This window comes from Gracilibacillus pellucidus, assembly GCF_033949965.1.
Taxonomy (GTDB): Bacteria; Bacillota; Bacilli; order Bacillales; family Amphibacillaceae; genus Gracilibacillus; species Gracilibacillus pellucidus.
This window is the reverse complement of sequence record NZ_JAWZSR010000002.1, coordinates 59,037-82,312: the sequence shown is the minus strand read 5'-3', so window position 1 is coordinate 82,312 and position 23,276 is coordinate 59,037. Positions and strand designations below refer to the sequence as shown.

The 23,276-nt window shown below is 36.4% G+C and carries 22 protein-coding genes; 16 read left to right on the top strand and 6 right to left on the bottom strand.

The window, feature by feature from the left end:
- Positions 1 to 382: 382 nt before the first annotated feature.
- From SH601_RS03815 to SH601_RS03805, 3 genes are all read left to right on the top strand, one after another.
- Complete coding sequence (locus SH601_RS03815; protein ID WP_319956922.1) at positions 383 to 1,999, top strand: extracellular solute-binding protein; 1,617 nt, start codon at positions 383 to 385, stop codon at positions 1,997 to 1,999.
- Between the two features lie 62 nt (positions 2,000 to 2,061).
- Positions 2,062 to 3,012: an ABC transporter permease gene (locus SH601_RS03810; protein WP_319956921.1), complete on the top strand. Its 951-nt coding sequence runs from the start codon at positions 2,062 to 2,064 to the stop codon at positions 3,010 to 3,012.
- Positions 3,013 to 3,046: 34 nt separating this feature from the next.
- Positions 3,047 to 3,961: a carbohydrate ABC transporter permease gene (locus SH601_RS03805; RefSeq protein ID WP_319956920.1), complete on the top strand. Its 915-nt coding sequence runs from the start codon at positions 3,047 to 3,049 to the stop codon at positions 3,959 to 3,961.
- A 157-nt stretch (positions 3,962 to 4,118) separates the two neighbouring features.
- On the opposite strand, the gene SH601_RS03800 is transcribed toward SH601_RS03805, so the two are convergent.
- From SH601_RS03800 to SH601_RS03790, 3 genes are all read right to left on the bottom strand, one after another.
- On the bottom strand, positions 4,119 to 4,736 hold the full coding sequence (locus SH601_RS03800) for a YesL family protein (RefSeq protein WP_319956919.1): 618 nt from the start codon (positions 4,734 to 4,736) through the stop codon (positions 4,119 to 4,121).
- Between the two features lie 203 nt (positions 4,737 to 4,939).
- Complete coding sequence (locus tag SH601_RS03795; RefSeq protein WP_319956918.1) at positions 4,940 to 6,559, bottom strand: ABC-F family ATP-binding cassette domain-containing protein; 1,620 nt, start codon at positions 6,557 to 6,559, stop codon at positions 4,940 to 4,942.
- Positions 6,560 to 6,706: 147 nt separating this feature from the next.
- Positions 6,707 to 7,054, bottom strand: coding sequence for a hypothetical protein (locus tag SH601_RS03790; protein WP_319956917.1), 348 nt, complete (start codon positions 7,052 to 7,054; stop codon positions 6,707 to 6,709).
- A gap of 59 nt (positions 7,055 to 7,113) precedes the next feature.
- Here SH601_RS03790 and SH601_RS03785 point away from each other — a divergent pair, with 59 nt between their 5' ends.
- The 5 genes from SH601_RS03785 (at position 7,114) to SH601_RS03765 (ending at position 12,612) form a co-directional block, all read left to right on the top strand.
- On the top strand, positions 7,114 to 7,986 hold the full coding sequence (locus tag SH601_RS03785) for an AraC family transcriptional regulator (RefSeq protein ID WP_319956916.1): 873 nt from the start codon (positions 7,114 to 7,116) through the stop codon (positions 7,984 to 7,986).
- Between the two features lie 113 nt (positions 7,987 to 8,099).
- The gene (gene melA, locus SH601_RS03780; RefSeq protein ID WP_319956915.1) at positions 8,100 to 9,398 is read left to right on the top strand and encodes an alpha-glucosidase/alpha-galactosidase; all 1,299 of its coding nucleotides are present in this window, start codon (positions 8,100 to 8,102) and stop codon (positions 9,396 to 9,398) included.
- Between the two features lie 340 nt (positions 9,399 to 9,738).
- Positions 9,739 to 10,902 (top strand): rod shape-determining protein RodA, encoded by a 1,164-nt coding sequence (rodA, locus tag SH601_RS03775; RefSeq protein ID WP_319956914.1) that lies wholly within the window; start codon positions 9,739 to 9,741, stop codon positions 10,900 to 10,902.
- Between the two features lie 4 nt (positions 10,903 to 10,906).
- Entirely contained in the window at positions 10,907 to 12,025 is a 1,119-nt protein-coding gene (gene ftsW, locus SH601_RS03770) for a putative lipid II flippase FtsW (RefSeq protein WP_319956913.1), read from the top strand.
- A gap of 77 nt (positions 12,026 to 12,102) precedes the next feature.
- A complete protein-coding gene (locus tag SH601_RS03765; RefSeq protein WP_319956912.1) occupies positions 12,103 to 12,612 on the top strand; it encodes a redoxin domain-containing protein in 510 nt (169 codons plus the stop codon).
- 57 nt (positions 12,613 to 12,669) lie between these two features.
- Here SH601_RS03765 and SH601_RS03760 read toward each other — a convergent pair whose 3' ends face one another.
- Entirely contained in the window at positions 12,670 to 13,446 is a 777-nt protein-coding gene (locus SH601_RS03760) for a YibE/F family protein (RefSeq protein WP_319956911.1), read from the bottom strand.
- Positions 13,443 to 14,543: a YibE/F family protein gene (locus SH601_RS03755; protein WP_413775092.1), complete on the bottom strand. Its 1,101-nt coding sequence runs from the start codon at positions 14,541 to 14,543 to the stop codon at positions 13,443 to 13,445. The genes SH601_RS03760 and SH601_RS03755 overlap by 4 nt, the downstream gene beginning before the upstream one ends.
- Before the next feature lie 174 nt (positions 14,544 to 14,717).
- On the opposite strand from SH601_RS03755, the gene SH601_RS03750 reads away from it, so the two are divergent.
- The 8 genes from SH601_RS03750 (at position 14,718) to SH601_RS03715 (ending at position 22,635) form a co-directional block, all read left to right on the top strand.
- Positions 14,718 to 15,956, top strand: a complete 1,239-nt coding sequence (locus tag SH601_RS03750) for a YeeE/YedE family protein (RefSeq protein ID WP_319956910.1) — start codon at positions 14,718 to 14,720, stop codon at positions 15,954 to 15,956.
- Between the two features lie 130 nt (positions 15,957 to 16,086).
- Positions 16,087 to 18,252 (top strand): DNA topoisomerase III, encoded by a 2,166-nt coding sequence (locus tag SH601_RS03745; protein ID WP_319956909.1) that lies wholly within the window; start codon positions 16,087 to 16,089, stop codon positions 18,250 to 18,252.
- Positions 18,253 to 18,346: 94 nt separating this feature from the next.
- Positions 18,347 to 18,919: a DUF3889 domain-containing protein gene (locus tag SH601_RS03740; protein WP_319956908.1), complete on the top strand. Its 573-nt coding sequence runs from the start codon at positions 18,347 to 18,349 to the stop codon at positions 18,917 to 18,919.
- Between the two features lie 152 nt (positions 18,920 to 19,071).
- On the top strand, positions 19,072 to 19,380 hold the full coding sequence (locus SH601_RS03735) for a lmo0954 family membrane protein (RefSeq protein ID WP_319956907.1): 309 nt from the start codon (positions 19,072 to 19,074) through the stop codon (positions 19,378 to 19,380).
- A gap of 19 nt (positions 19,381 to 19,399) precedes the next feature.
- A complete protein-coding gene (locus SH601_RS03730) occupies positions 19,400 to 20,029 on the top strand; it encodes a PspA/IM30 family protein (RefSeq protein WP_319956906.1) in 630 nt (209 codons plus the stop codon).
- A 220-nt stretch (positions 20,030 to 20,249) separates the two neighbouring features.
- On the top strand, positions 20,250 to 20,969 hold the full coding sequence (liaF, locus tag SH601_RS03725; protein ID WP_319956905.1) for a cell wall-active antibiotics response protein LiaF: 720 nt from the start codon (positions 20,250 to 20,252) through the stop codon (positions 20,967 to 20,969).
- Positions 20,966 to 22,000: a sensor histidine kinase gene (locus tag SH601_RS03720; RefSeq protein ID WP_319956904.1), complete on the top strand. Its 1,035-nt coding sequence runs from the start codon at positions 20,966 to 20,968 to the stop codon at positions 21,998 to 22,000. Before liaF ends, SH601_RS03720 begins: the two co-directional genes overlap by 4 nt.
- Positions 22,000 to 22,635 carry a response regulator transcription factor gene (locus SH601_RS03715; protein ID WP_319956903.1) on the top strand — a complete coding sequence of 212 codons (636 nt, stop codon included), beginning with the start codon at positions 22,000 to 22,002 and terminating at the stop codon, positions 22,633 to 22,635. Before SH601_RS03720 ends, SH601_RS03715 begins: the two co-directional genes overlap by 1 nt.
- Positions 22,636 to 22,663: 28 nt before the next feature.
- Here SH601_RS03715 and SH601_RS03710 read toward each other — a convergent pair whose 3' ends face one another.
- Positions 22,664 to 23,272 (bottom strand): YpmS family protein, encoded by a 609-nt coding sequence (locus tag SH601_RS03710; RefSeq protein ID WP_319956902.1) that lies wholly within the window; start codon positions 23,270 to 23,272, stop codon positions 22,664 to 22,666.
- Between the last annotated feature and the right edge of the window lie 4 nt (positions 23,273 to 23,276).

Genomic DNA, 23,276 nt, shown 5'->3' with positions numbered 1-23,276 from the left:
CTCTATTGCAGTAGTGTTAAATCGTTTACGAATCTTTGATTAAAACTTCTATCACGGTGCATGAGTCCGTAATCCCCCCACTGATTGAAGTTTCACTTTATATTATGAACAAAATGTAAGCGGTGACATCTGGTTTGATGTTAAGAAGTAATCATATTGGCTGACTGTCATAATTAAGACAATATACCTTTTTGTTAATGTTATATCGCAATATTTTACTCTTTGACAAAGATATTTATTATAGTGAGCGTTTGCAAATCAATTTAAAATATAGCTAAGCAAAGTGAATCAGTAATCAGAAGGAGGGATGACAGGAGAAATAAGGATCACTGTGTATGATTTATTCGAACTGTCATTTTAAAAATGAATCGAGGGGGCGTTAATGGTGAAAAAGAATGTATTGTTACTAATTACTGTTTGTTTAACGGTTTTGTTGGCGGCATGTAGTGATGATGATGCAAGTAGCGAACAACAGGTTACAGAAGATGGTAAAGTTGCTTTGACAGCGCTAATTACGAAGCACCCACTGACAAAAGATTTGAAAGATATGGAATGGCTACAAGAAGTAGAAGAGCGAGCAGGTGTGGAGATTACATGGGAAGAGGTAACGGCTGATTGGGATCAGAAAAAAGGTGCGATGCTAGCTGGTGGTGATATTCCAGACCTTATTATTGGTCCAAATGCTATTACAGATGCAGATTTTGCACAGTTTCCTGGTTTGTTTGAAAATTTAGCACCATTAATTGAAGAGCATGGTCCAAATATTCAAGCAATGTTTGAAGAGCAGCCTCAAACAGAAGTACTATCTACACAAACAGACGGAGAAATCTATGGTTTGTCTAAATATCAACAGTTTTGGCCAGAAACATCTACCATGCAATTTATTAATAAACAATGGCTCGATAATCTAGGTTTAGATGTTCCGACTAATTGGGATGAATTGTTTGATGTGTTAGTGGCTTTTAAAGAAGAGGATGCGAATGGTAGTGGTGATCCTAACGATGAAATTCCAATGGACTTTGCCCCCATTGGTGAAGGTGGCTTCGGATATTTCCATCCAACCGTATTATTAGGTAGTTTAGGTATGACGATTACTGGTGGCGGTGGTCAAGGTTACTTCTTAGAAGGTGGGGAAGTTCGTAACTTCTTTGTTGATGAGCGATATAAAGAATTTGTGTCATTTTTACACAAATTATATGAAAATGGCTTAATTAATGAAGAGGCGTTTACACAAGACTATTCTCAATATCAAGCATTAGCTCGAGGCGAAGGAGATGTTGCTACAGTAGGGTATACCTTTGGCTGGGAAAGAACGGATCGATTTGGCTTAGGTGTTGCAGACCAATATGTATCGTTTGATCCGATGAAAGCTTCTAGTGATTATGATGGTGAGGTAACTTGGTCTTATGATTATAACGAGCTAAACTTCGGGGTTAATTTCGTTCAAATGTCATCAGCAACTAGTAATAAAGAAGCTGCTATGAAATTTATTAATGAACTCTATGATCCTGAAGTGAGTTTGCAAGTTTTATTTGGTTCTCTTGGGCCTAACATTGAAAAAAATGGAGATAATAGCTATACAATTTTAGAACCTGAAGATGAAGAGATGGATCCAGGTACGTGGAAATGGACTTCTACTTGGGCGGATAGTGGTCCGATGTTTATTTCCGATCAATTAGATGTGGAGTTGCCTGCGGATATGCAAGCTGTCGATGAACAACAAGCACCATATAATGATGTATTTGAAACATTAGATCGAGAAAATGATGTGTTCCCGGCAATGATGTTGAAATACTCTGAAGAGGATCACAACCAAATGACTTTAGTAAATACAGACTTTATGAATATAGCTATTTCCAAATTTGGTGAATGGGTTACAACAGGTGGCATTGAAAATGAGTGGGATAGTTATGTGGAGCAGGTAGAACAAATGGGCTTACCATCCAATATAGAGATTATCCAACGCTATTATGATGATTACAAAGAGCAGTTAAATTAGAAAAATAGCCGGGGAGATAGTAAGAGAATCTTTTATCTCCCCGATAAAAGGAGAGTCATAATATGGCCTTTTCCCAAGGAACAAACGCAGAGGCTTTGCCTAAGGTTAAAAAAGCAACTGTTTTTAATACGTTAAGAAGAGATTATCAATTGTGGCTTATGATTCTACCTGCAATCATCTGTGTAATTATATTTAATTACATTCCGATGTATGGAATTCAATTAGCGTTTCGTGAGTATGATTTCACTGCTGGTTTGACAGGTGGACAGTTTGCTGGTCTTAAATATTTTGAGCAATTTGTGAATAGTCATCTGTTCTGGGATTTAATTCGTAATACGTTACTAATTAGTATCACGACAATCGTTGTAGGCTTTCCAGCGCCGATTGCATTAGCACTTTTAGTAAACCAAATAAGATGGAAGCGTGGTAAACGTATTTTACAAACGACGGTTTACTTACCACACTTCATTTCGATTGTTGTATTAGTAGGTTTATTAAATGTCATGCTTTCGCCCAATACAGGAGTCCTTGGTTTACTGCTGGCGAAGTTAGGAGTAGAAGGGAATTTATTAGCATCTGTTAATGCCTTTGTCCCGATTTATGTGTTGTCAGATGTATGGCAACATGTTGGTTGGAACAGTATTATTTATTTAGCGGCATTAGCTTCAGTTGATCCACAGCTTTATGATGCAGCCAAAATTGATGGCGCGAATAAGTGGCAAATTATTAAAAATGTTGAGATACCAGCCATTATTCCAACTATTATTATCTTGTTAATACTTAATATGGGATCCGTTATTAGTACTGGCTTCGAAAAAATATTCTTGATGCAAAACTCGCTCAATTTGCCGATATCAGAAGTAATTGAGACGTATGTTTATAAGACAGGTATTGTATCCAATCAATTCAGTTATGCCGCAGCGATAGGTTTATTCAACACATTAATTAATTTTATTATGTTAGTTATTGTCAATACGATCGCGAAGAAGGTAGCGCGTATTAGTCTGTGGTAAAGTCTGTTTCAATTAACTTGAAGGAGGAATAGGTATGCCTTCTATCACAATGAATAGAATTAGAAGTAAAAAACCTGGAGATTTGCTATTTGATGTAATAGTTATTGCGGTATGTATCTTAATCTTTTTTATTGTGGCATATCCAATTTATTTCATTATTATTGCATCTATCAGTGATCCAACATATGTTTCAACAGGCCAAGTACTTTTTGCGCCGAAAGGTTTTAGTTTCTTTGGCTATGAGCAAATATTTGCCGATTCAAGAGTGTGGATTGGCTACCGAAATACGTTGTTCTATGCGATTGTCGGAACGGCTGTTAGTTTACTATTAACATTACCAGCAGCATATGTGTTATCAAGACAAGAGTTTAGAGCGAGAAGGTTTTTAATGTTTTTCTTTATTTTCACGATGTTTTTTAATGGTGGGTTAATTCCTACTTATATGTTAATGAGAGATTTAAGTTTGTTAGATACGCCATGGGTCTTTATTTTTAACCCCGTAACGGTCAATATCTTTAACTTAATTATTACAAGGACATTTTTTGAAAATAATATTCCACATGAAATGTTTGAGGCAGCAACAATGGATGGTTGCTCACATTTTAAATTCTTCACATCGATTGTACTACCATTGTCTAAGGCAGTTACTGCTGTAATCGGTCTTTATTATTTAGTACATCATTGGAATGATTTCTTTACAGGATTGATTTATATCCGGGATTATAGCTTACAGCCACTACAAATTGTGTTACGAGATATTTTGTTATCGAACCAAGTATTTGCAGAAGGGGCTGGAAGCGGTGGAACAGGTGGCGGTTACGCCCAACGTTACGCTGATCAAGTAAAATATGGGATTATAATCGTATCATCTTTACCGGTTTTAGTACTTTACCCATTTATCCAAAAGTATTTTGAAAAAGGTGTATTGATTGGGTCTGTTAAAGGATAAGAGAGTAGGAAGACTTCGAACAGTTAAGCAAAATGTTCGAAGTCTTTTTTGATGAAAAAGGCAGAGTGATGTTGTAGAGAGAGCGCTGACAAAAAGGGGTCGAAATCTCGAAGAAGTGTCAGCAAATCAATATACTAATCAAAAAGAAAGCCTCACATTATTGTTCTGCTTGTTCTGGAACGCTAAAGAAGGAATAGGCAGTTCGCATAATAATATAAGCTAATAGACTAACGCCTAAAGCGGGAATGAATCCTGGTACTAGATAATATAAGTAAAAGGTTGCAGCGATTAATCCTAGCATCGCGATTGTTTGTAATGGTTTTCCGATAACGATAATAGCTGAATATTTAATATAGCTAAGTACCGGGAATTGATAATGTACATAAATTGGGAAAATAAATACAGAAACAAGTGCGATGATGGCTAGTAATATATAAGTCATCACCATTAAAGTTGAAATAAAGATAGAGCCATCTAATCGTCCTAAAATTTGTAGGTTAAATAATAAAATAAGGGTGGCGATAGTTAACATATAGCCGAGAATGTTCGCTTTGATAAATTCTTGTTTGTAATAATGAATAAAGTTTCGAAAGAGTTTAATATCATTTTCCGATTTGATATCTTGTCTAATTGTCGCAAACAATGCTGCTGTGGCTGGGAAAACGCCTGCTATAAATAAACCTAGTAAGGAAAAGATAAACCAATATATATTCAATAATAAAATCTTGAAAATCCATTCACCAATTGTGATATAAAGCGAAACCCCTTTATTCATTGCTACCATCTCCCTCACATTTCTCTCTATCTTTCAAGCATACACAAAAAAGATGGAACGGTAAATTTAATTATAAAAATAAGGAAGAAAAGATATAAAATCCAAAAAAAAGATAGGTGTTTTGATTGGAGAGCAGCCAATTAGACAAAGTTAGGGATAATAAAAAACCAGTGAGACGATAGATCTCACTGGTTGAATGTGTATTATGCATACATTTCGCGAATTTCTTTTTGAAGTTTTTGGTCTGCAACATATTCATCATAACTAATTTCTTTATCAACAATACCTTTTGGTGTAATTTCGATAAGACGATTAGCGATACTGTTAATAAACTGATGGTCATGTGAAGTGAATAATAGAGATCCTTTAAAGCTCTCTAAGCCGTTATTCACAGCCGTAATAGATTCTAAATCTAAGTGGTTAGTCGGCTCATCAAGTAGTAATACGTTGGCGTTAGAAAGCATCATTTTCGATAGCATACAACGCACTTTTTCCCCACCTGATAGGACATTTGCTTTTTTCAATGCTTCTTCACCAGAGAAGAGCATGCGCCCTAGGAAACCACGTAAGAATGTTTCTGTCTGATCTTCAGGTGAATATTGACGAAGCCATTCAACTAATGACATATCATTATTCTCGAAGAACTTAGAGTTATCTTTCGGGAAGTATGATTGGGAAGTCGTAACACCCCATGTGAATGTTCCTTCATCTGGTTCCATTTCACCCATTAGAATATCAAATAAGACAGATTTCGCTTGTTCGTTAGGCCCTACAAACGCAACTTTGTCATTAGGATTTAAGATAAAGCTGACATTATCTAATACTTTCTCACCGTCAATGGTTTTCGAAATGCCTTCTACTCGTAATAAATCATTTCCAATTTCGCGTCCAGGTTGGAATGCTACATACGGATAACGACGGGATGAAGGTTTAATATCATCCAATGTAATGTTATCAAGCATTTTCTTACGAGAAGTAGCTTGTTTTGATTTCGATGCATTAGCACTAAATCGCGCGATAAAGTTTTGTAGTTCTTGAATTTTTTCTTCTTTTTTCTTGTTTTGATCTTTCGCCATTTGCAGAGCAAGTTGGCTTGATTCATACCAGAAGTCATAGTTACCAACATACATTTCGATTTTTCCATAATCAACATCCGCAATATGTGTACATACTTTGTTTAGGAAGTGACGGTCGTGAGAAACAACGATTACGGTATTTTCAAAGTTGATTAAAAATTCTTCTAGCCACTGAATAGCTTGAATATCCAAGTGGTTAGTCGGCTCATCTAATAGTAAAATATCTGGATTACCAAATAGTGCTTGAGCAAGCAATACTTTTACTTTTTCTGAACCTGATAAGTCCGCCATTTTTTTATAATGAAGATCCTCACCGATTCCAAGACCTTTTAACAGGATAGCTGCGTCAGATTCTGCTTCCCAACCGTTCATCTCAGCGAATTCGCCTTCTAACTCAGCAGCGCGCATACCATCTTCTTCTGTGAAGTCACCTTTAGCATAAATAGCATCCTTTTCTTGCATGACTTCATATAAGCGACTGTGTCCCATAATTACTGTCTTTAACACTTCTTGTTCTTCATAAGCGAAGTGGTCCTGCTTTAATACGGCAAGGCGTTCATCTTTACCTAGTGAAACATGACCAGTTTGTGGTTCGATTTCACCTGATAATATTTTTAGGAACGTCGATTTACCAGCACCGTTAGCACCGATTAAACCGTAACAATTTCCTGCTGTGAATTTAATATTAACGTCTTCAAATAACTTTTTATCACCAAAACGTAAACTTACATTAGTTGCTTGTAGCATACTCCACAATTCCTCCATTATCTCATATCTTAAAGCAAGCTTAAGCGATTTGAGGTAGGAAGTCAATCAATGGGATGGCACAAGCTATGTTTTTCTGGCATAATTCCTTTATCATACATTAAAAAACTTCTCCCAAATGTAAATGCCCTATTTTCGGTCTTTTATGACTAAGTTAGTAATACCATCAATTAATAAACAAATAAAGGCGATCCAGTGAAGTACCATACCTAAAAAAGGGATAAAGCCGAGGATACTTGCTATAATACCGATAACTGGACTCCAAATAGTAGCATGGTTATTTTGCGATAATGTTAGTGTGATAATATGATATGCTAACATTGCAATAAGTGGGAGCCAGAAGAAGGAAACAATAAAAGCACCACCGACAAATGGAATACCTAAGTAAAACTCAAAACTTGCTCCGATTAATTTAGTAAGCCAGCTATTAACATACGAAATTTCCTCCTTTGTTAATAAAAATTGATTTTTATTCATTATATGTAAGCTACTATTGGAAATAAACACATATTGTCCGAGGTGGGGGGATGGTTGTCATGAAACATTATTCATACGGTTTTCGGTTGAAGGGAGATTTTCAAGAACGGGTTGCTGGTCTTCATGCGATTGGTAGGGAAATCAGAACCGATCATGCTTATTGTTGGGATGGGTTGCAAAGAGGAGAAGAGGGGCGCATTGTTTTTCAATATACGTTAAGTGGTAAAGGGACTATTAGAATTGGAAATGATGTGCATTCTTTAGCAGCAGGACAAGCATTTTTTGTGCTTATTCCTAGTGATCATTGTTACTATCTTCCGGAAGATTCAACAGAGTGGGAGTTTATTTATATGACGATATATGGAAAGGAAGTGCGTCATCATTTTCATCATATAACAGATAAATATGGGCATGTTTTGGCATTCCCGATTCAAGCGACACCCATTCAATATATTTTACGAATACTAGACAAATTAAAAACAACTAGTATTAACAATGGTTATGAGGCATCTGGCTATGCTTATTCTTTCATGATGGAGTGCCTACATGCATTGGAGTATGAACAACATGAGCAAAAACATTTACCATTAGCTATTAGTAAAGCTGTTTCTTTTATAGAAGCGCATTATCAGGAAGACCTATCATTAGATGATATTGTAGCAGTTTCTAAGTTATCCAAATATCATTTTACGAGACTATTTACATCCTCTCTTCAGCAGACACCTATTCAATATGTAACGAAGGTTCGTATTCAGCGTGCTTTAGACCTTTTGCGTGATAATGATAAGACTATTGAACAAATTGCTAGGGAAGTAGGGTATACTTCTAGTAATTATTTTAGTAAAGTGTTTAAAAAGTTGTTAAATGAAACGCCAAGTAAATATCGGAGGCAGAAGGATATGATGCCAGTAGATCAATTATTTATTGACTAAGAACAGCAATATATTACTCCTATTAATTTTATTTACGATTGTAAACGGTTAAATTGCGGATTATGATGAGGTTAGTAAATAGCAATTTAATACGTATTGTGAGGAGGAGTAATATGTCTAAAATTACGTTTCTTGGAGCGGGTAGTACGGTATTTGCCAAAAATGTGTTAGGAGACTGTATGACAGTTGATGCACTACAAGATTTTGAATTCGCTTTATTTGATATTGACCACGAACGGTTAAATGATTCCGAAATGATGTTAACTAATTTGAAGAAAAGTGTAAATAGCCATGTAACAGTCAAAGCATATCGTGACAGAAAAGAAGCATTAAGAGATGCAAAGTATGTCATTAATGCGATTCAAGTTGGTGGCTATGATCCTTGTACGATAACAGATTTTGAAGTGCCTAAAAAATATGAGTTGCGCCAAACAATTGCGGATACATTAGGGATAGGTGGAATATTCCGTAATTTACGGACAATCCCTGTCATGCAAGAATTTGCACGTGATATGAAAGAAGTGTGTCCTGATGCATGGTTGTTAAATTATACAAATCCAATGGCCGTATTAACAAACATTATGTTGAAAGAAGGTATTAAGACGGTTGGTTTATGTCATAGTGTACAAGTTTGTGCAGATCATTTATTAGATTCACTAGATATGCCGAAAGATAATATTCAATGGAATATTGCTGGTATTAATCATATGGCATGGTTGCTTGAGATTAAAAGAGATGGGGAGGATCTTTATCCAGAGATCAAGAAACGAGCGAAAGAGAAGCAAAAGGAAAAGCATGATGACATGGTTCGTTTTGAATTGATGGATAAGTTCGGCTACTATGTGACAGAATCATCTGAGCATAATGCAGAGTATCATCCCTATTTTATTAAACGTCATTATCCAGAATTAGTGGAAAAATATAATATTCCGCTTGATGAATATCCACGCCGTTGTGTCAATCAAATAGAAGGCTGGAAGAAAATGCGTGATGACCTTGTTCATGATCAAAATCTACAGCATGAACGAACACATGAATATGGCTCATACATTATAGAAGCGATGGAAACCAATCAACCGTTTAAAATCGGAGGAAATGTCCTTAATACAGGTGGGCTTATTCGTAACCTTCCAGAGAATGCGGTGGTGGAAGTCCCTTGTTTAGTGGACGCAAGTGGAATCACACCGACATATGTTGGCGCTCTACCAGAACAATTGGCTGCCTTAAACAGAACGAATATCAATACCCAGTTATTAACGATCGAAGCAGCGTTAACGAAAAAGAAAGAAAAGATTTATCAGGCAGCATTACTTGACCCTCATACAGCAGCAGAATTATCAATAGATGATATTATCTCGTTATGTGATGAATTAATCGAGGAGCATGGCGATTGGCTACCTGAATACCATTAATTAAATCGGCTAAAATAGCTCTATAATCGAGTGTCTACCTATTATAAGGAGTGTTGACAATACGTCAACACTCCTTTATCTTTAAGGGTAGGTTTGAAATCAATATTTAATGAAGAAAGTAACAAATAGAACAGTCAACTTATTTTGATTCAGAACGAATTTATTTGAATTAGATAGGTGAGCTGTATAGCAGAATAACATCAAAAAAGCTTTATTGATAGTATGCTCACCATATCACACGAGTATTAATAATCTATTAATGATCTATTAATGATCTATTAATGGTATAGTAGAGGGTGAGGTTATTATTGAAAAAGTAGTATGATTGAGGGAGAGATAAATGATAAGGAAACCCAAGATAGATTATTTGATGATTATGATTTTAGTCGGACTATTAATTATTAGTCTGTTTGCTGTATATAGTGGAACAGGGCAATACACAGATGGTGAGTCATTCCTTTTTGCTAGGAAACAGCTTATATGGTATATCGTCGGTATTGGTATAATGATTGCTATTGCCTATTTCGATTACGAATTATTGGAAAAATGGTCCATATATTTATATGTATTTGGGATTATATTGCTTCTTTATGTGCGCTTTTTCGGGGAAGTTAAGAACGGTTCACAACGATGGATTGATTTGAAAGTTATGGATTTCCAGCCGTCTGAGTTAATGAAAATTTTTCTCGTGATCTATTTAGCTGCCGTCCTAAGGAAATACGGAAAAGAAAAACTAACCTTTGTCCAAAGTATTCCAGTTGTTTTGAAAACGGCGGTTATATTGCTGATACCGTTTTATCTAATATTAAAACAGCCAGATTTAGGAACGGCGTTGTTAATTGCGATAGCTGCGTTAGTCTTATTATTTATGTCTACGATCAGTAATAAGATGATTGCATGTATTTTAACGGTGATGGCAGCAGTCTTTTCTTTTCTTTTCTACATTTTTACGCAGAGACAAGATTTGTTATCCGAAATGTTTGAAAGACACCAATTAGGTCGAATTAATAGCTGGATAAATCCAGAAGAATACACAGGGAGCTTTGGTTACCAAGTAAAAAATGCGCTGTTAGGTATTGGTTCAGGGCAGCTAACAGGATCTGGATTTAACGAAGGGTTTCAAGTGCAAAGTGGTCGAGTACCAGAGGCACATACAGACTTTATCTTCGCTGTGATTGGTGAGGAATTCGGATTTGTTGGGGCGAGTGTATTAATCGTTCTATTCTTTTTATTAATATATCGAATTATTACGATTGCTTTGAAATCAACAGATTTATTCGGTGTATATATTTGTATAGGTATTTCTGCGCTGATTGCATTTCAGGTTTTTCAAAATATTGGAATGACGATTGGGTTAATGCCGGTTACGGGTATTGCCTTACCGTTTGTTAGTTATGGGGGGAGTGCCTTATTAACGAATATGGTTGCGTTAGGACTTGTCCAGAGTATTTTTGCGCGATCGAAGGATTATATGTTCTCTTCAAATGATGATTCAGTAGCATAAGGTGATGAAAAGATTGAAAAAATTAAAAAAAGTAGATATAGCTTTATTAGTCGTAGTATTACTATTTGTCGTATTTGGTGTGGTGATGGTGTATAGTGCGAGCTATCCTAATGCTTATATTACATTTAATGATGCGGGGCACTATTTCCATAAGCAATTAATTTGGGCGATTATTAGTGTGATATTTTTGTTTGGAGCAATGTTTATACCATATCGTGTATATGGTAAATTTGCTCCTCTCTTCGTTTTGTTTACAATAATAACGTTAGTACTCGTTATTGTTCCTGGTATAGGGGTCACAAGAAACTTCTCAACAAGATGGATTTCTATTGGTGGATTTTTATTTCAACCAGTTGAGTTTGCTAAAATGGCGATGCTGATTTATTTTGCTTATTTCTATAGTCGGAAGGAAGCATATATCGCTAATTTTAAAAAGGGTGTTATTCCGCCACTAATTGTTTTAGCTTTTGTATTTGGATTGATTCTAGTGCAGCCAGATTTAGGGTCTGCTACACTTATTCTTTTTTCTTGTGGGATGATTTTATTTTTTACAAAGATTCGATTAAGACATATATTTTTACTAGCAAGTATGGCGGTAATCGTCTTTGTATTCTTCGCCATTAAATCGCCTTATCGATTAGCCAGAATTACCGCATTCCTTGATCCCTTTGCAGATGCACAAGGATCAGGATACCAGTTGGTTAATTCCTATATTTCGATACATACAGGTGGTCTTTTCGGTACAGGAATAGGTGGAAGTGTACAGAAGTTAGGGTATTTACCTGAGTCACATACCGATTTTATTATGGCTGTTATTTCAGAAGAAACAGGGTTAATCGGTGTGGCAGCAGTGTTAGGCTTCTATTTCTTTTTATTTGTTAAAGGAATACGAATTGCTGCGCGAGCTCAAGATGAGTTTGGTAGGTTACTTGCAATTGGTATTACATTCCAAATTATTTTGCAAGCTTTTATTAATTTAGGGGCTGTTCTAGGAATGCTGCCGATCACAGGTATAACACTTCCGTTCATCAGTTATGGTGGGTCGTCTTTAGTTATTACGATGATAGCAATCGGTATATTATTAAATATATCTATATATGGAAGGAAAAAACAAGAGTCTTAATACATAGGCTCTTGTTTTTTCTAATCATGTTTTAATCTGCATAAGGATATACATAGTATCAAAGTGGAGGTTATAACATGAAAAAATGGATTATTTGTATCTTCTTGCTAGGGATGGTTGTTTGGGTGATAGTGGATGGGATTGTAACGGAGCGGGACGATAATGTTGGTGTGGAAATTGGCGATATGGCTCCTGATTTTGCATTAGAGACAGTAGATGGTAGAACGGTGAGGTTATCTGATTTTCACGGTGAACCAGTTATGTTAAATTTTTGGGCCACATGGTGTCCACCTTGTGTATCCGAAATGCCTGATATAGAACGATTACAACAAGATACTAACCTGAATGTTTTGGCCATTAATTTAACAGAGACAGAGTCAAATTTGGAAGATGTAAGTAGGTTTATTGAGGAGCATCATTTAACCATGACAATACCATTAGATAAGGAAAATAAGGTAGCAGATCAATATAAAATTCTTCCGATTCCGACGACCTATATGATCGATTCACAAGGAATCATTCAGTTCTTTGTCTTTGGTCCATTAACATATGAACAGATGATGATGGAATATAGTAAGTTGGATTAAGGAAGAAGAGATTTGTCTCCTGAGCAGTTTGCTTAGGAGACAAATCTTCTTGTTAGTTCATTTTGCATGATTGTTCTTTTTGCTCATTTTGACTAAATAATGTGCAGTCATTCCTGATGCGATTGGAATCACGATGGCGACGCCCATTCCTGCTGTGAAGATGGAGATCAGTTCGTCATTAAATACTTTAGCATTCACCATCTCACCAAATGAATAGGATAAATCTTTAAACCACATTAAAAGTCCCATTGAGCTACCAAAAAAGGCAAAGAATAATGTATTGGTACTTGTGTTCAGGATGTCTCTACCTATCCGAATACCAGCAAGAAACAATTCTTTTCTACTGATAGAAGGATTATGATAGTGGATTTCGCGCATTGGTGATGTAATCGAAATTGCTGTATCGATAATTGCTCCAATTGTCCCCATAATAATGACAGAAGTGGCAACTTTCACGAAATCAATACCAATGTGTAAGGAGAAAACAACTAATTCATCTGTTTCTTCCTCCCCAAATCCTTGAATCATCGATTGATCAGTCATGACGATGATAAAAGCTAATAAAATAATTAATGTGACAATTGTTGAGATAAAAGCCATGACCGTTTTGCTATTAACAGAATTAATATAAAATAGACTGATCGCACTGATCAGTGCACATGCGATCAGTGTTAGCCAAATAGGGTTTGCGTTAGGATCATTCATCACTAAAACAGTGCCGAGTAGAATCACAAAATTTAATAATAAGGCAATAAAAGATTTTACGCCTTTTTTCCCTCCGATAATCGCCATTAGTGCGAATAAAATAATCGATAACAATACTAATACATTCATGATCTAGCCTTCTTTCTTTTAATAAAGAAAATCGATGTATAGATAGCGATTGGAATAGTCAATACGATTCCAATACCACCAGCTAAAGCGCGCGCCAATTCAATAGATAGGTTCATCGATAATGTGAAACCAAATGGCGAGGCATTTTTAAAATATAACAATAGCATCGGAATTGAACCACTGACATAGGCAAAGAATAGAACGTTAATCATTGTTCCCATAATATCTTTCCCAATATCTCTACCAGATTTTTTTAGATCTTTTAATGAAATCTGTTTGTTTTTTTCGTATAGCTCAAATATAGAAGATGACATCGTGATCGCGACATCCATTACCGCTCCTAATGAACCAATTAAAAGTCCCGCCATAAAGATGAGCTGTGGATTCCTACTTAAAAAGGACATTTCCTCATAACGAAGTCCCTCTTCACCTGTTACTAATAAAGCTAAAAAGGCGATAACTAATGAACTTAACGTACCGAGCAATGTTGCGATAATCGCTGTGTATGTTTTTTCATTACGCCCATTAACTAACAGTAAGGATAGTACGGTAAAGAGAATAATACTAATTGCACAAATGATAATCAGGCTTCGATCGGAATTTTGCAAATAAATATCTAGAGCTAGAGATATAATAACGGCATTAATCGCAAGACTGATAACCGACAATGCCCCTTGCTTTTTCCCTACCGCGATTAAAATAATGACGAAAAGCCATCCGACGAGAACAAGATACTTATCACGTTTCACATCTTGGATCGTTCCGGTAAAATCCTCGTCATCTATGGCAATAAACACCTCATCGCCAGCATTGAATGCTTGGTCCACTGCTAATGAACCAGCATATTCGTTGGTCAAATCAATTGTTTCCCCTTTATGAGCACCATTTTGTATTTCTGCTTTTATTTGTTGCGTGACAATATAATCTTTATTGTCATTTTGATCAGAGATATCTGTTCGGTCTACGTCAGACGTATTGGTTATTTTAGCAATTGGTCTATCATAAAAGAATTGATTATGATGAACGAAAATAATCGACCCGATAAATCCTATTGCTAATAAAGCGTATATGATTAGTTGTTTCTTTGTTATTTTCAAGTTGATTCACTCCATCGTTGTATACTTACAGGACACTTGTACTATTATAGTAGTTGATTTGTGCAAAATCCACTTAAATTATGGAAATTTCTTTGAGCATTTGACACCAAACAGGTAACTAGGTAATATAGTATAAGTAATCCAAAGTAAAACAATCGGAAAAAGGTGATATAAATGAAAGCTGTTGATGATATGAGGAATCATACAGAACAGGAACAACCGTTAAATAAACCACAAATGCCATTAATCATTGGTGGATTAGTGGTTGGATTTGCTCTTATTATGTATCTTTTATTTACGCAAGATAGTGTTCAATCTTTATTATTAGTCATTGGTCTATTGCTTGGATATACCTTATTCCATGCTAGATTTGGCTTTACTTCTGCATTTCGTCGCTTTGCCTCTGTTGGTAATGGGCAAGCACTAAGGGCGCATATGTTAATGTTAGCAGTAGCCGTTACATTATTTGCACCAATCTTAGCATTTGGTTCTACATTCTTTGGTGGAGAAGTATCTGCCTCTGTATCACCAGTTGGTGTAAGTCTTCTCGTTGGAGCATTTATGTTTGGTATTGGTATGCAGTTAGGCGGTGGCTGTGCTTCTGGGACGTTATACGCTGTAGGTGGCGGACGTTCTGTTATGTTTATTACATTATTATTCTTTATTATTGGATCAACAATCGGCGCTTATCATCTTCCATTCTGGACAGAAGATTTACCAGCTTTTGAACCTGTTTCATTAGCAACTTCTACAGGACTTGGTTATGGTGGTGCATGGATTGTATCCCTTGCATTATTTGGCTTAATTGCTTGGATAACGTTAGTAGTAGAGAAAAAGAAACGAGCACCAAAAATGGCATCACTTCCTACTACAAAAGGATGGAGAAGAATTTTTAGAGGTTCATGGCCATTATTTGCAGCAGCAATTGCTTTGGCTGTATTAAATGGATTGACGTTAATGACTCGTGGTACACCATGGGGAGTTACTTCTGCTTTCGCTCTATGGGGTTCAAAAGCTGCTCAATTTCTTGGTATTGATGTAGCAAGCTGGGGCTATTGGCAAGGTGCTAACGCAGTAGCACTTGAGTCATCGATATTTGCAGATTCCACTACAGTATTAAACCTAGGTGTTATTTTAGGAGCCTTTTTAGCTTCTGCAGCAGGAGGACTATTTAAATTCTCTAAGATAACAGGAAAAAATGCCATGGCATCTGTAATTGGTGGATTAATGATGGGTTACGGGGCACGTTTAGCGTTTGGCTGTAACATTGGAGCCTATTTCGGTGGTATCGCATCCTTTAGTCTTCATGGCTATATATGGGGAATTTTAGCTCTAGCAGGTACTTTTATTGCACTATATTTAAGACCACTATTTGGGCTATCAGTACCGAAGCCAAAAGATTCATTTTGTTAATAGATAGGAAAATCATCATGTATTTGTTACATGGTGATTTTTTTGTGGAAAGAAACGACTGTCCAAACATTATACGTTTGCTGCTAAGTATGATAAGATATCCTTACAGATTTTACGAGGATGTGTCTTCATGAAAAAAACAGTTGTATTAGCCGAAAAACCATCTGTAGCTCGTGATATAGCTAGAGTGTTACAGGCAGGGAAAAAAGGAAATGGCTATTTAGAAGGATCAAAATATATCGTTACTTGGGCTTTGGGGCATTTAATTACTTTAGCTGATCCAGAAGTATATGATAATAAATATAAAACATGGAAATTAGAAGATTTACCAATGATACCGAATAAATTAAAAACGGTAGTGATGAAACAGACGAGCAAGCAATTTAATGCGGTGAAAAGTCAGTTAAATCGTGCCGATGTTGGAGAAGTAGTCATCGCAACAGATGCTGGTCGAGAAGGGGAATTAGTAGCGCGTTGGATCTTAGATAAGGCTCGTGTTAATAAGCCGGTGAAAAGATTGTGGATTTCTTCTGTAACAGACCAAGCGATTAAACAAGGTTTCGAGCAGTTAAAACCTGCAAAGCAATATGAAAATCTTTATGCATCAGCAGTTGCTAGGTCGGAAGCGGATTGGTATGTTGGATTGAATGCAACACGTGCGTTAACGACTAAATTTAATGCACAATTATCAAGCGGGCGTGTACAAACCCCAACTCTTGCTATGATTGCGACAAGAGAACAAGAAATTAAACAATTCCAACCGAAAAAATATTACCAAATCAAAGCACGAACGAAAGATGGTATTACATTAACTTGGCAAAACGAGAAGAAAGAAACGAGAATTTTCAACCAAGACAAAGCAAAAGCGTTACAAACGCAGCTACAAAACAAAGATTTAACTGTTACAAACATTGATAAAAAGCAGAAAAAAAGCTATGCACCAACTTTATATGATTTAACAGACTTACAGAGAGATGCGAACCGAATTTTCGGTTTCTCTGGAAAACAAACATTATCGATTATGCAAAAGCTATATGAACAGCATAAAGTGTTGACATACCCAAGGACGGATTCTAAATATATTTCTAGTGATATTGTTCCAACGTTGAAAGAACGAGTAGCTAGTTGTGGAGTTGGACCATATGCGAAAGTCGCCAATCAAATAAAGAAACGACCAATTAAGGCACACAAATCATTTGTTGATAATGCAAAGGTTTCAGACCACCATGCAATTATTCCAACAGAAGAGCCTGTGTACTTGTCTAAACTATCTAGTCAAGAGCAAAAAATCTATGATCTTGTGATTAAACGCTTTTTAGCGGTATTATTACCACCTTTTCAATATGAACAAATTCAATTAACAGCGCAGGTAGCTGGTGAGACATTTACTGCAACAGGTAAAAATGTGATTGATCAAGGTTTTAAAGCTGTTTATCAAGATGAGGACGAAGAGCAGGATGAGCAAAAGCTCGGCAATATTAGTGAGCAGCATACTTGGGAGAACCCGCTGATCAATTTAGTTGAAGGGGAAACAAAACCACCTGAACGTTTAACAGAAGGTACATTGTTACAAGCGATGGAAAGTCCGGCGAAGTTTTTGACATCGAAAGAAAAGCATGCGACGAAAACATTGCAGGAAACAGGTGGATTGGGCACCGTTGCAACGAGAGCCGATATTATTGAGAAGCTATTTAATACTTTTTATATCGAGAAAAAAGGGAAGTATTTGTACTTAACGTCTAAGGGGAAACAATTATTAGACCTTGTTCCAGCTGATTTGCGTTCGCCGCTACTCACAGCGGAATGGGAGAAAAAGTTATCCCAAATTGCTAATGGAGGGTTACAGAAAACAGCCTTCATTAGTGAGATTAAGGATTATACGAATGAAGTGGTGCAACAAATCAAATCAACGAAAGCCGCGTATAAGCATGATAATATGACAGGTACGAAATGTCCGAAGTGTGGCAAATTAATGCTTGAGGTAAATGGTAAAAAAGGCCGTATGCTAGTTTGTCAGGATCGTGAATGTGGAGAGCGTAAACCGATCGCGAAGAAAACAAATGCCCGCTGTCCAAATTGCCATAAAAAAATGGAAATGCGTGGGCAAGGAGAAGGTCAAACTTTTTCTTGTGTTTGTGGATATCGCGAGAAATTATCTTCTTTCCAAAAACGTAAACAAAAGCAAGGAAACAGTAAAGCGACTAAACGTGATGTAAATAAATATTTAAAACAACAAGACGATAGCTTTGCAAATACGGCATTGGCAGATGCCTTAGCGAAATTTAAGAAGGACTAAAGTGGGATTACACTTTAGTCCTTTTTTTGTATGCACCATTCGCCCATTTTGTTCATAACATGTTAGGAGTATGTGTAATTAAGGAGGACGTAAGATGTATCCATATTATCCGCAGTATGCTTATGATGTTCGCCAGCAAATGGTAGATGGTGTAGCAGCATGGACAGATGGGGGAAGTATAACACAGTGTGGCATTGCATGGTCCCATAATCAATATATGACAGTCGCAGTTAGTAGTAACTCACCTTATCAGTGTGGTCAGACAATAAAAGTACGTAACCCACAAAACGCACGAGAAGTAACGGTAACAGTGGTTGATACTATTCCAAATGCTCCACCAACAGGCATGAATTTACACAGAAGAGCTTTTGAGGCATTAGGTGCAAATCCGTCTGTTGGTCTGCTAGATGTTCAATTTGAAGCACCACAGGAATCAGATCAGGCTAGATGGGGTGAATATTTATTAGCGGTAACACAAGTAGCATATCCCCAGTATCATGTAACAGATTACCGTCCAATTGAAAGGACGCAGTTGGCTCATGATCAATTAAGAGAAGTCTATGATTATGCCTTACAAAGCTTACAAGAACGAATAACGGCAAGAGGAACGGTTGTCTATAATCCAATAACAGAGCGAATTGCCTCTTTCGATATTAAAGAACTATAGCCTCTACCTAATCTATACCTTTCCTTTTGGAGAGGTATTTTATTTGGCTTAGTTGAGTTAAGACTCTAGTCTTAGTCTAAAATATATCCGCAGCCCGTTACGGAAAATAGTGAGACAAGCTATCATATAGACATGGAAGGAGGGAACGAAGGATGAAGACATTCTTACTTGTTAGTTTAGCAGTCATAGCCTCCATTATTTTATTAGCAAATCTAGGTCCGATGATTATGTTAGTAATTAGTGTGGTGATTGCATACTACGGTGTGAAACGATTTATTTTGGCAGATACAACAGGAGCGAAAGTTGGCTGGGCGATTGTTGTTTTAATAGGTGTATCGATGTCACTATCAAACATTCCAGCATTGATCGGTATCGTAGCGTTAGTCGTATTGTATTACAGTTTTAAAAAATATCAGGAAGAAAAGAAACGTCAAGATTACTTAGAGTGGGACAATCTATAAAAAATAGGAGGAATAGAACATGGCAAACATATTTACACGTATTAAGGATTCAGTGATGGCAGATTTACATGAGGCAATCGATCGTAAGGAGGAGAAAAATCCAATTGCACATGTTAACCAGTATATTAGAGAATGTGAGCAAGAAGTAAAGAAAATCAAACGTCTTGTTGAAAAGCAATATGAGATTAAGCATGACATTGCGAAAGAATCGAACCATGCTAAAATGATGGTCGAAAAACGTAAACGTCAGGTACAATTAGCAGAAGAAATGCAAGAAACAGACTTATTATCTGAAGCACGAGTAGAATTAGAACAATTTGAAGCACGTGTTGCCCATTTGAATGAAATGTCAGACAAGTCTGTGAAAGATTTAGAAATGCTTGAAACAAAATATATTCAAATGAAACAAAAATTAAAAGATCTTTACGTGAAGCGTTTAGAATTACGCAGTAGAGAAAATGTAGCTCGCACAAAACAAGGGATGAACAAAGTACTAGAATCTGAATTAGTTTCTAAAAGTGCATCAAAATTCGCCGAACTAGAAAGCTATATTGAGCGACTAGAACAACGTGTTCAGACAGACTATCGCTTGCATACATTAGATGCACGCTTTCAAGAATTAGAAAAAAAAGCTACAAATTCTAACTGAAAACATGCTATTCTATAAAGGTGCAGATCATTCTGCACCTATTCTACATTTAGATAAATCTGTCTCAAGGACATAACTTGGAGAACAGGTAAAGTTATGTCTCTGAGAGAGGCTCTCAAGGACACAACTCGAAGAAAAAGGGAAGTTATGTCTCTAAGAGAAGCTATTCTCCCGCAGACACACATATAAATACATATTAAGTAAAAAAGGAGGCCTAAATATGTTCAAAAAAATGAATAATGATTTATTGCAAATTATTTTGATCATTGGTGGGATCTTGTTATTACTAGAATTTATTTTTATGGATACGGGTCTCCTTTTTTTAATTGCTTTGGGTGCAGTGTTGATCTACTTCGGAAAACGTTCTTATCAAAGTACGACGGGTAAGACCTTTTTTTGGGGTGGGGCTTTTATAGTCTTTATTGCTATAATCGATACATTTGTTATTCGTTTTCTTATTTTTGCGATTGTCATCTATTTTGTTTGGCATTGGTATCAACAGAAACAAAAAGAGTCGAAGCCACTTCCGAAACATATTGATATAACAGAAGAAACATTGTATGAGGAGCGTGTGATACACAATAAATGGTTCGGTAAATATCATACAACACAAGAGGGCTTCTCATGGCAGGATATGAATATTCAATCAGGGGTTGGAGATGTTTTCATTGATTTGAATGATACGATGCTGCCGAAAGAAGAGTCTGTCATGGTTATTCGCCAAGTTGCCGGAAAAGTTGTCATTATCGTGCCATATGATGTTGAGGTAACTATTGATCATACGGTCGTCTTTGGCGATATACAAGTTTTTGATCACGAAGAGAAAAATGCTTTTAATAGACATGTTCAATTACAGTCAAAAGGGTATCACGGCTCACCACAACGAGTAAAAATCTTTACTCAAATGATAGCTGGAAAGCTTGAGGTGAGAAGAGGATGAAGTTATATGCGAGAATTATTGCGACGACGTCCTTGTTTTCTCTCTTATTTCTCATAATATTGGGAGTGTTTTATTATTTAGCATTCCCGATTGAGGATTGGCAACTAATCTGGCAAACAAAAGTGTTAGAGATTCCGTTTGTTGTGATGCTTCCAACTATTACGCTGTTATTTGGTGCTATTATTGGTATTATCATTGCTTCTGTCTGGCAGCGACGTATTCAGTTTTTAGAAAATAGTTTAGCGAGCATGTTAAAGAACCAATCTTTCTCAGAGCCTGTCTGCTATGAAGAAATGTATCAAGTACACCACCGTCTCAAAGAACTGCAACAATATATTCAAGAGCAGACAAAACGAACACAAAAATTAATTGATGAAAGAGCAAGTGCGCAGGAAGAGACGATCAATCAAGTTATTTCAGAAGAGCGAAACCGTTTGGCGCGAGAATTGCATGATTCTGTTAGTCAGGAATTGTTCGCAGCTTCTATGCTTGTATCGGCGGTTATTGCATCGAATAAAGAGCAAAGTGACATAATGACAAAGCAATTATATCAAATTGAAGCGATGATTCAGCAGGCGCAACTAGAGATGAGGGCATTACTCCTACATTTACGTCCTGTTTTATTGAAAGACAAATCACTGAATGAAGGAATGGAGCAATTATTAGAAGAGCTGCATGCCAAAGTTCCGATGGATATTTCATGGCGATTAGAAGATATTGACGTAAACAAAGGAATTGAGGATCATTTATTTCGTATTTTGCAAGAAGCAATTTCTAATGCATTAAGACATGCAAAGCCATCAACAATTGATGTGTTATTAATAGAACGGGATGAATTGTTAATCTTAAGAATTGTCGATGATGGAATTGGTTTTAATATACATGAGAAAAAGGATAACTCATATGGATTGACGAATATGTATGAGCGAGCAGCAGAAATCGGTGCACGACTTAACGTGATGAGTTTACCAAATGAGGGAACCAAAATAGAAATACGTGTTCCATTAATTAATAAAGTAGGTGACAAATAGTGATACGAGTATTATTCGTGGATGACCATGAAATGGTGCGGATTGGGATCAGTGCCTATTTAACAACACAAGATGATATTGATGTTATTGCAGAAGCAGATAATGGACAAAAAGCAGTAGAATTAGCATTAGAGTATCGACCTGATGTCATTTTAATGGATTTAGTGATGGATGGCATGGACGGTATCGAAGCAACGCGCCAAATTATTCGTCAGTGGCCAGAAGCAAAGATATTAATCGTAACGAGTTTTATTGATGATGACAAAGTATACCCAGCGATTGAAGCAGGGGCAACGAGTTACTTGTTAAAAACATCGAAAGCAGATGTCATTGCCAAAGCCATTCGTGATACTTATGGCGGAGAATCCGTATTAGAAAAAGAAGTAACAGCTAAAATGATGGCGAAATTCAGCTCGAAAAGCGCAGAAAGCCTACATGATAGCTTAACGAAGCGCGAAATGGAGATTCTTTTGTTAATTGCTCAAGGTAAGACGAACCAAGAAATAGCCGATCAATTATTTATCGCATTAAAAACAACGAAAGTTCATGTCAGCAATATTTTAAGTAAGTTAGAAGTGCAGGATCGTACACAAGCGGCTGTCTATGCTTATCAGAATGGTTTAACGGATAAATAAGAATAAGACGAGACATGATTGCCTCGTCTTATTCTAATCCCAATGTATCATTCGGTACTTTAATACGGAAAGAAATATCATCATTTTCTAAATTGATTTGCTGTGCTTGGACATGGAAGTTACTTTTTAAATCCATTTGGGTTAACGCGATATAAATTTGCTCTTCTTTTGGATCGATCGTAATCCAATCAGGTGTTTCTACACGACTGCTCACATATTGTAAGATGCGATCTTGTGGTAGACGCAATAAGCCAAGTGACATGCCAGTAGATTGTAATACAATATCACCGTTATCTTGTACAATAGGCTCTAATGTGATGTTAACAGGTACTTCAACAGAAAATGCCTCAATACTCCCCATTAAATGAACCTCTTCATCTAGTCGAACTGAATATTGTATACTACCAATTTGCGGTAGCTTAGCAATATAAGCATTGATTAGCTCATTTAAATTCTTTTTATTCGATTGAATCGTAAATTCAGCACCGGCATCATCATGTAAGAATACTTTTTCTGGAGGTTCCACTTTTTGTGTAGGCCCAAAAATGAAAAGTATCAGCGCTGCAATGATAAAAATATTGATAGAGAGCAGTGTTACAAATAATTTTTTCCAATTTCTTTGCTTTTTTTCTGTCATGAAA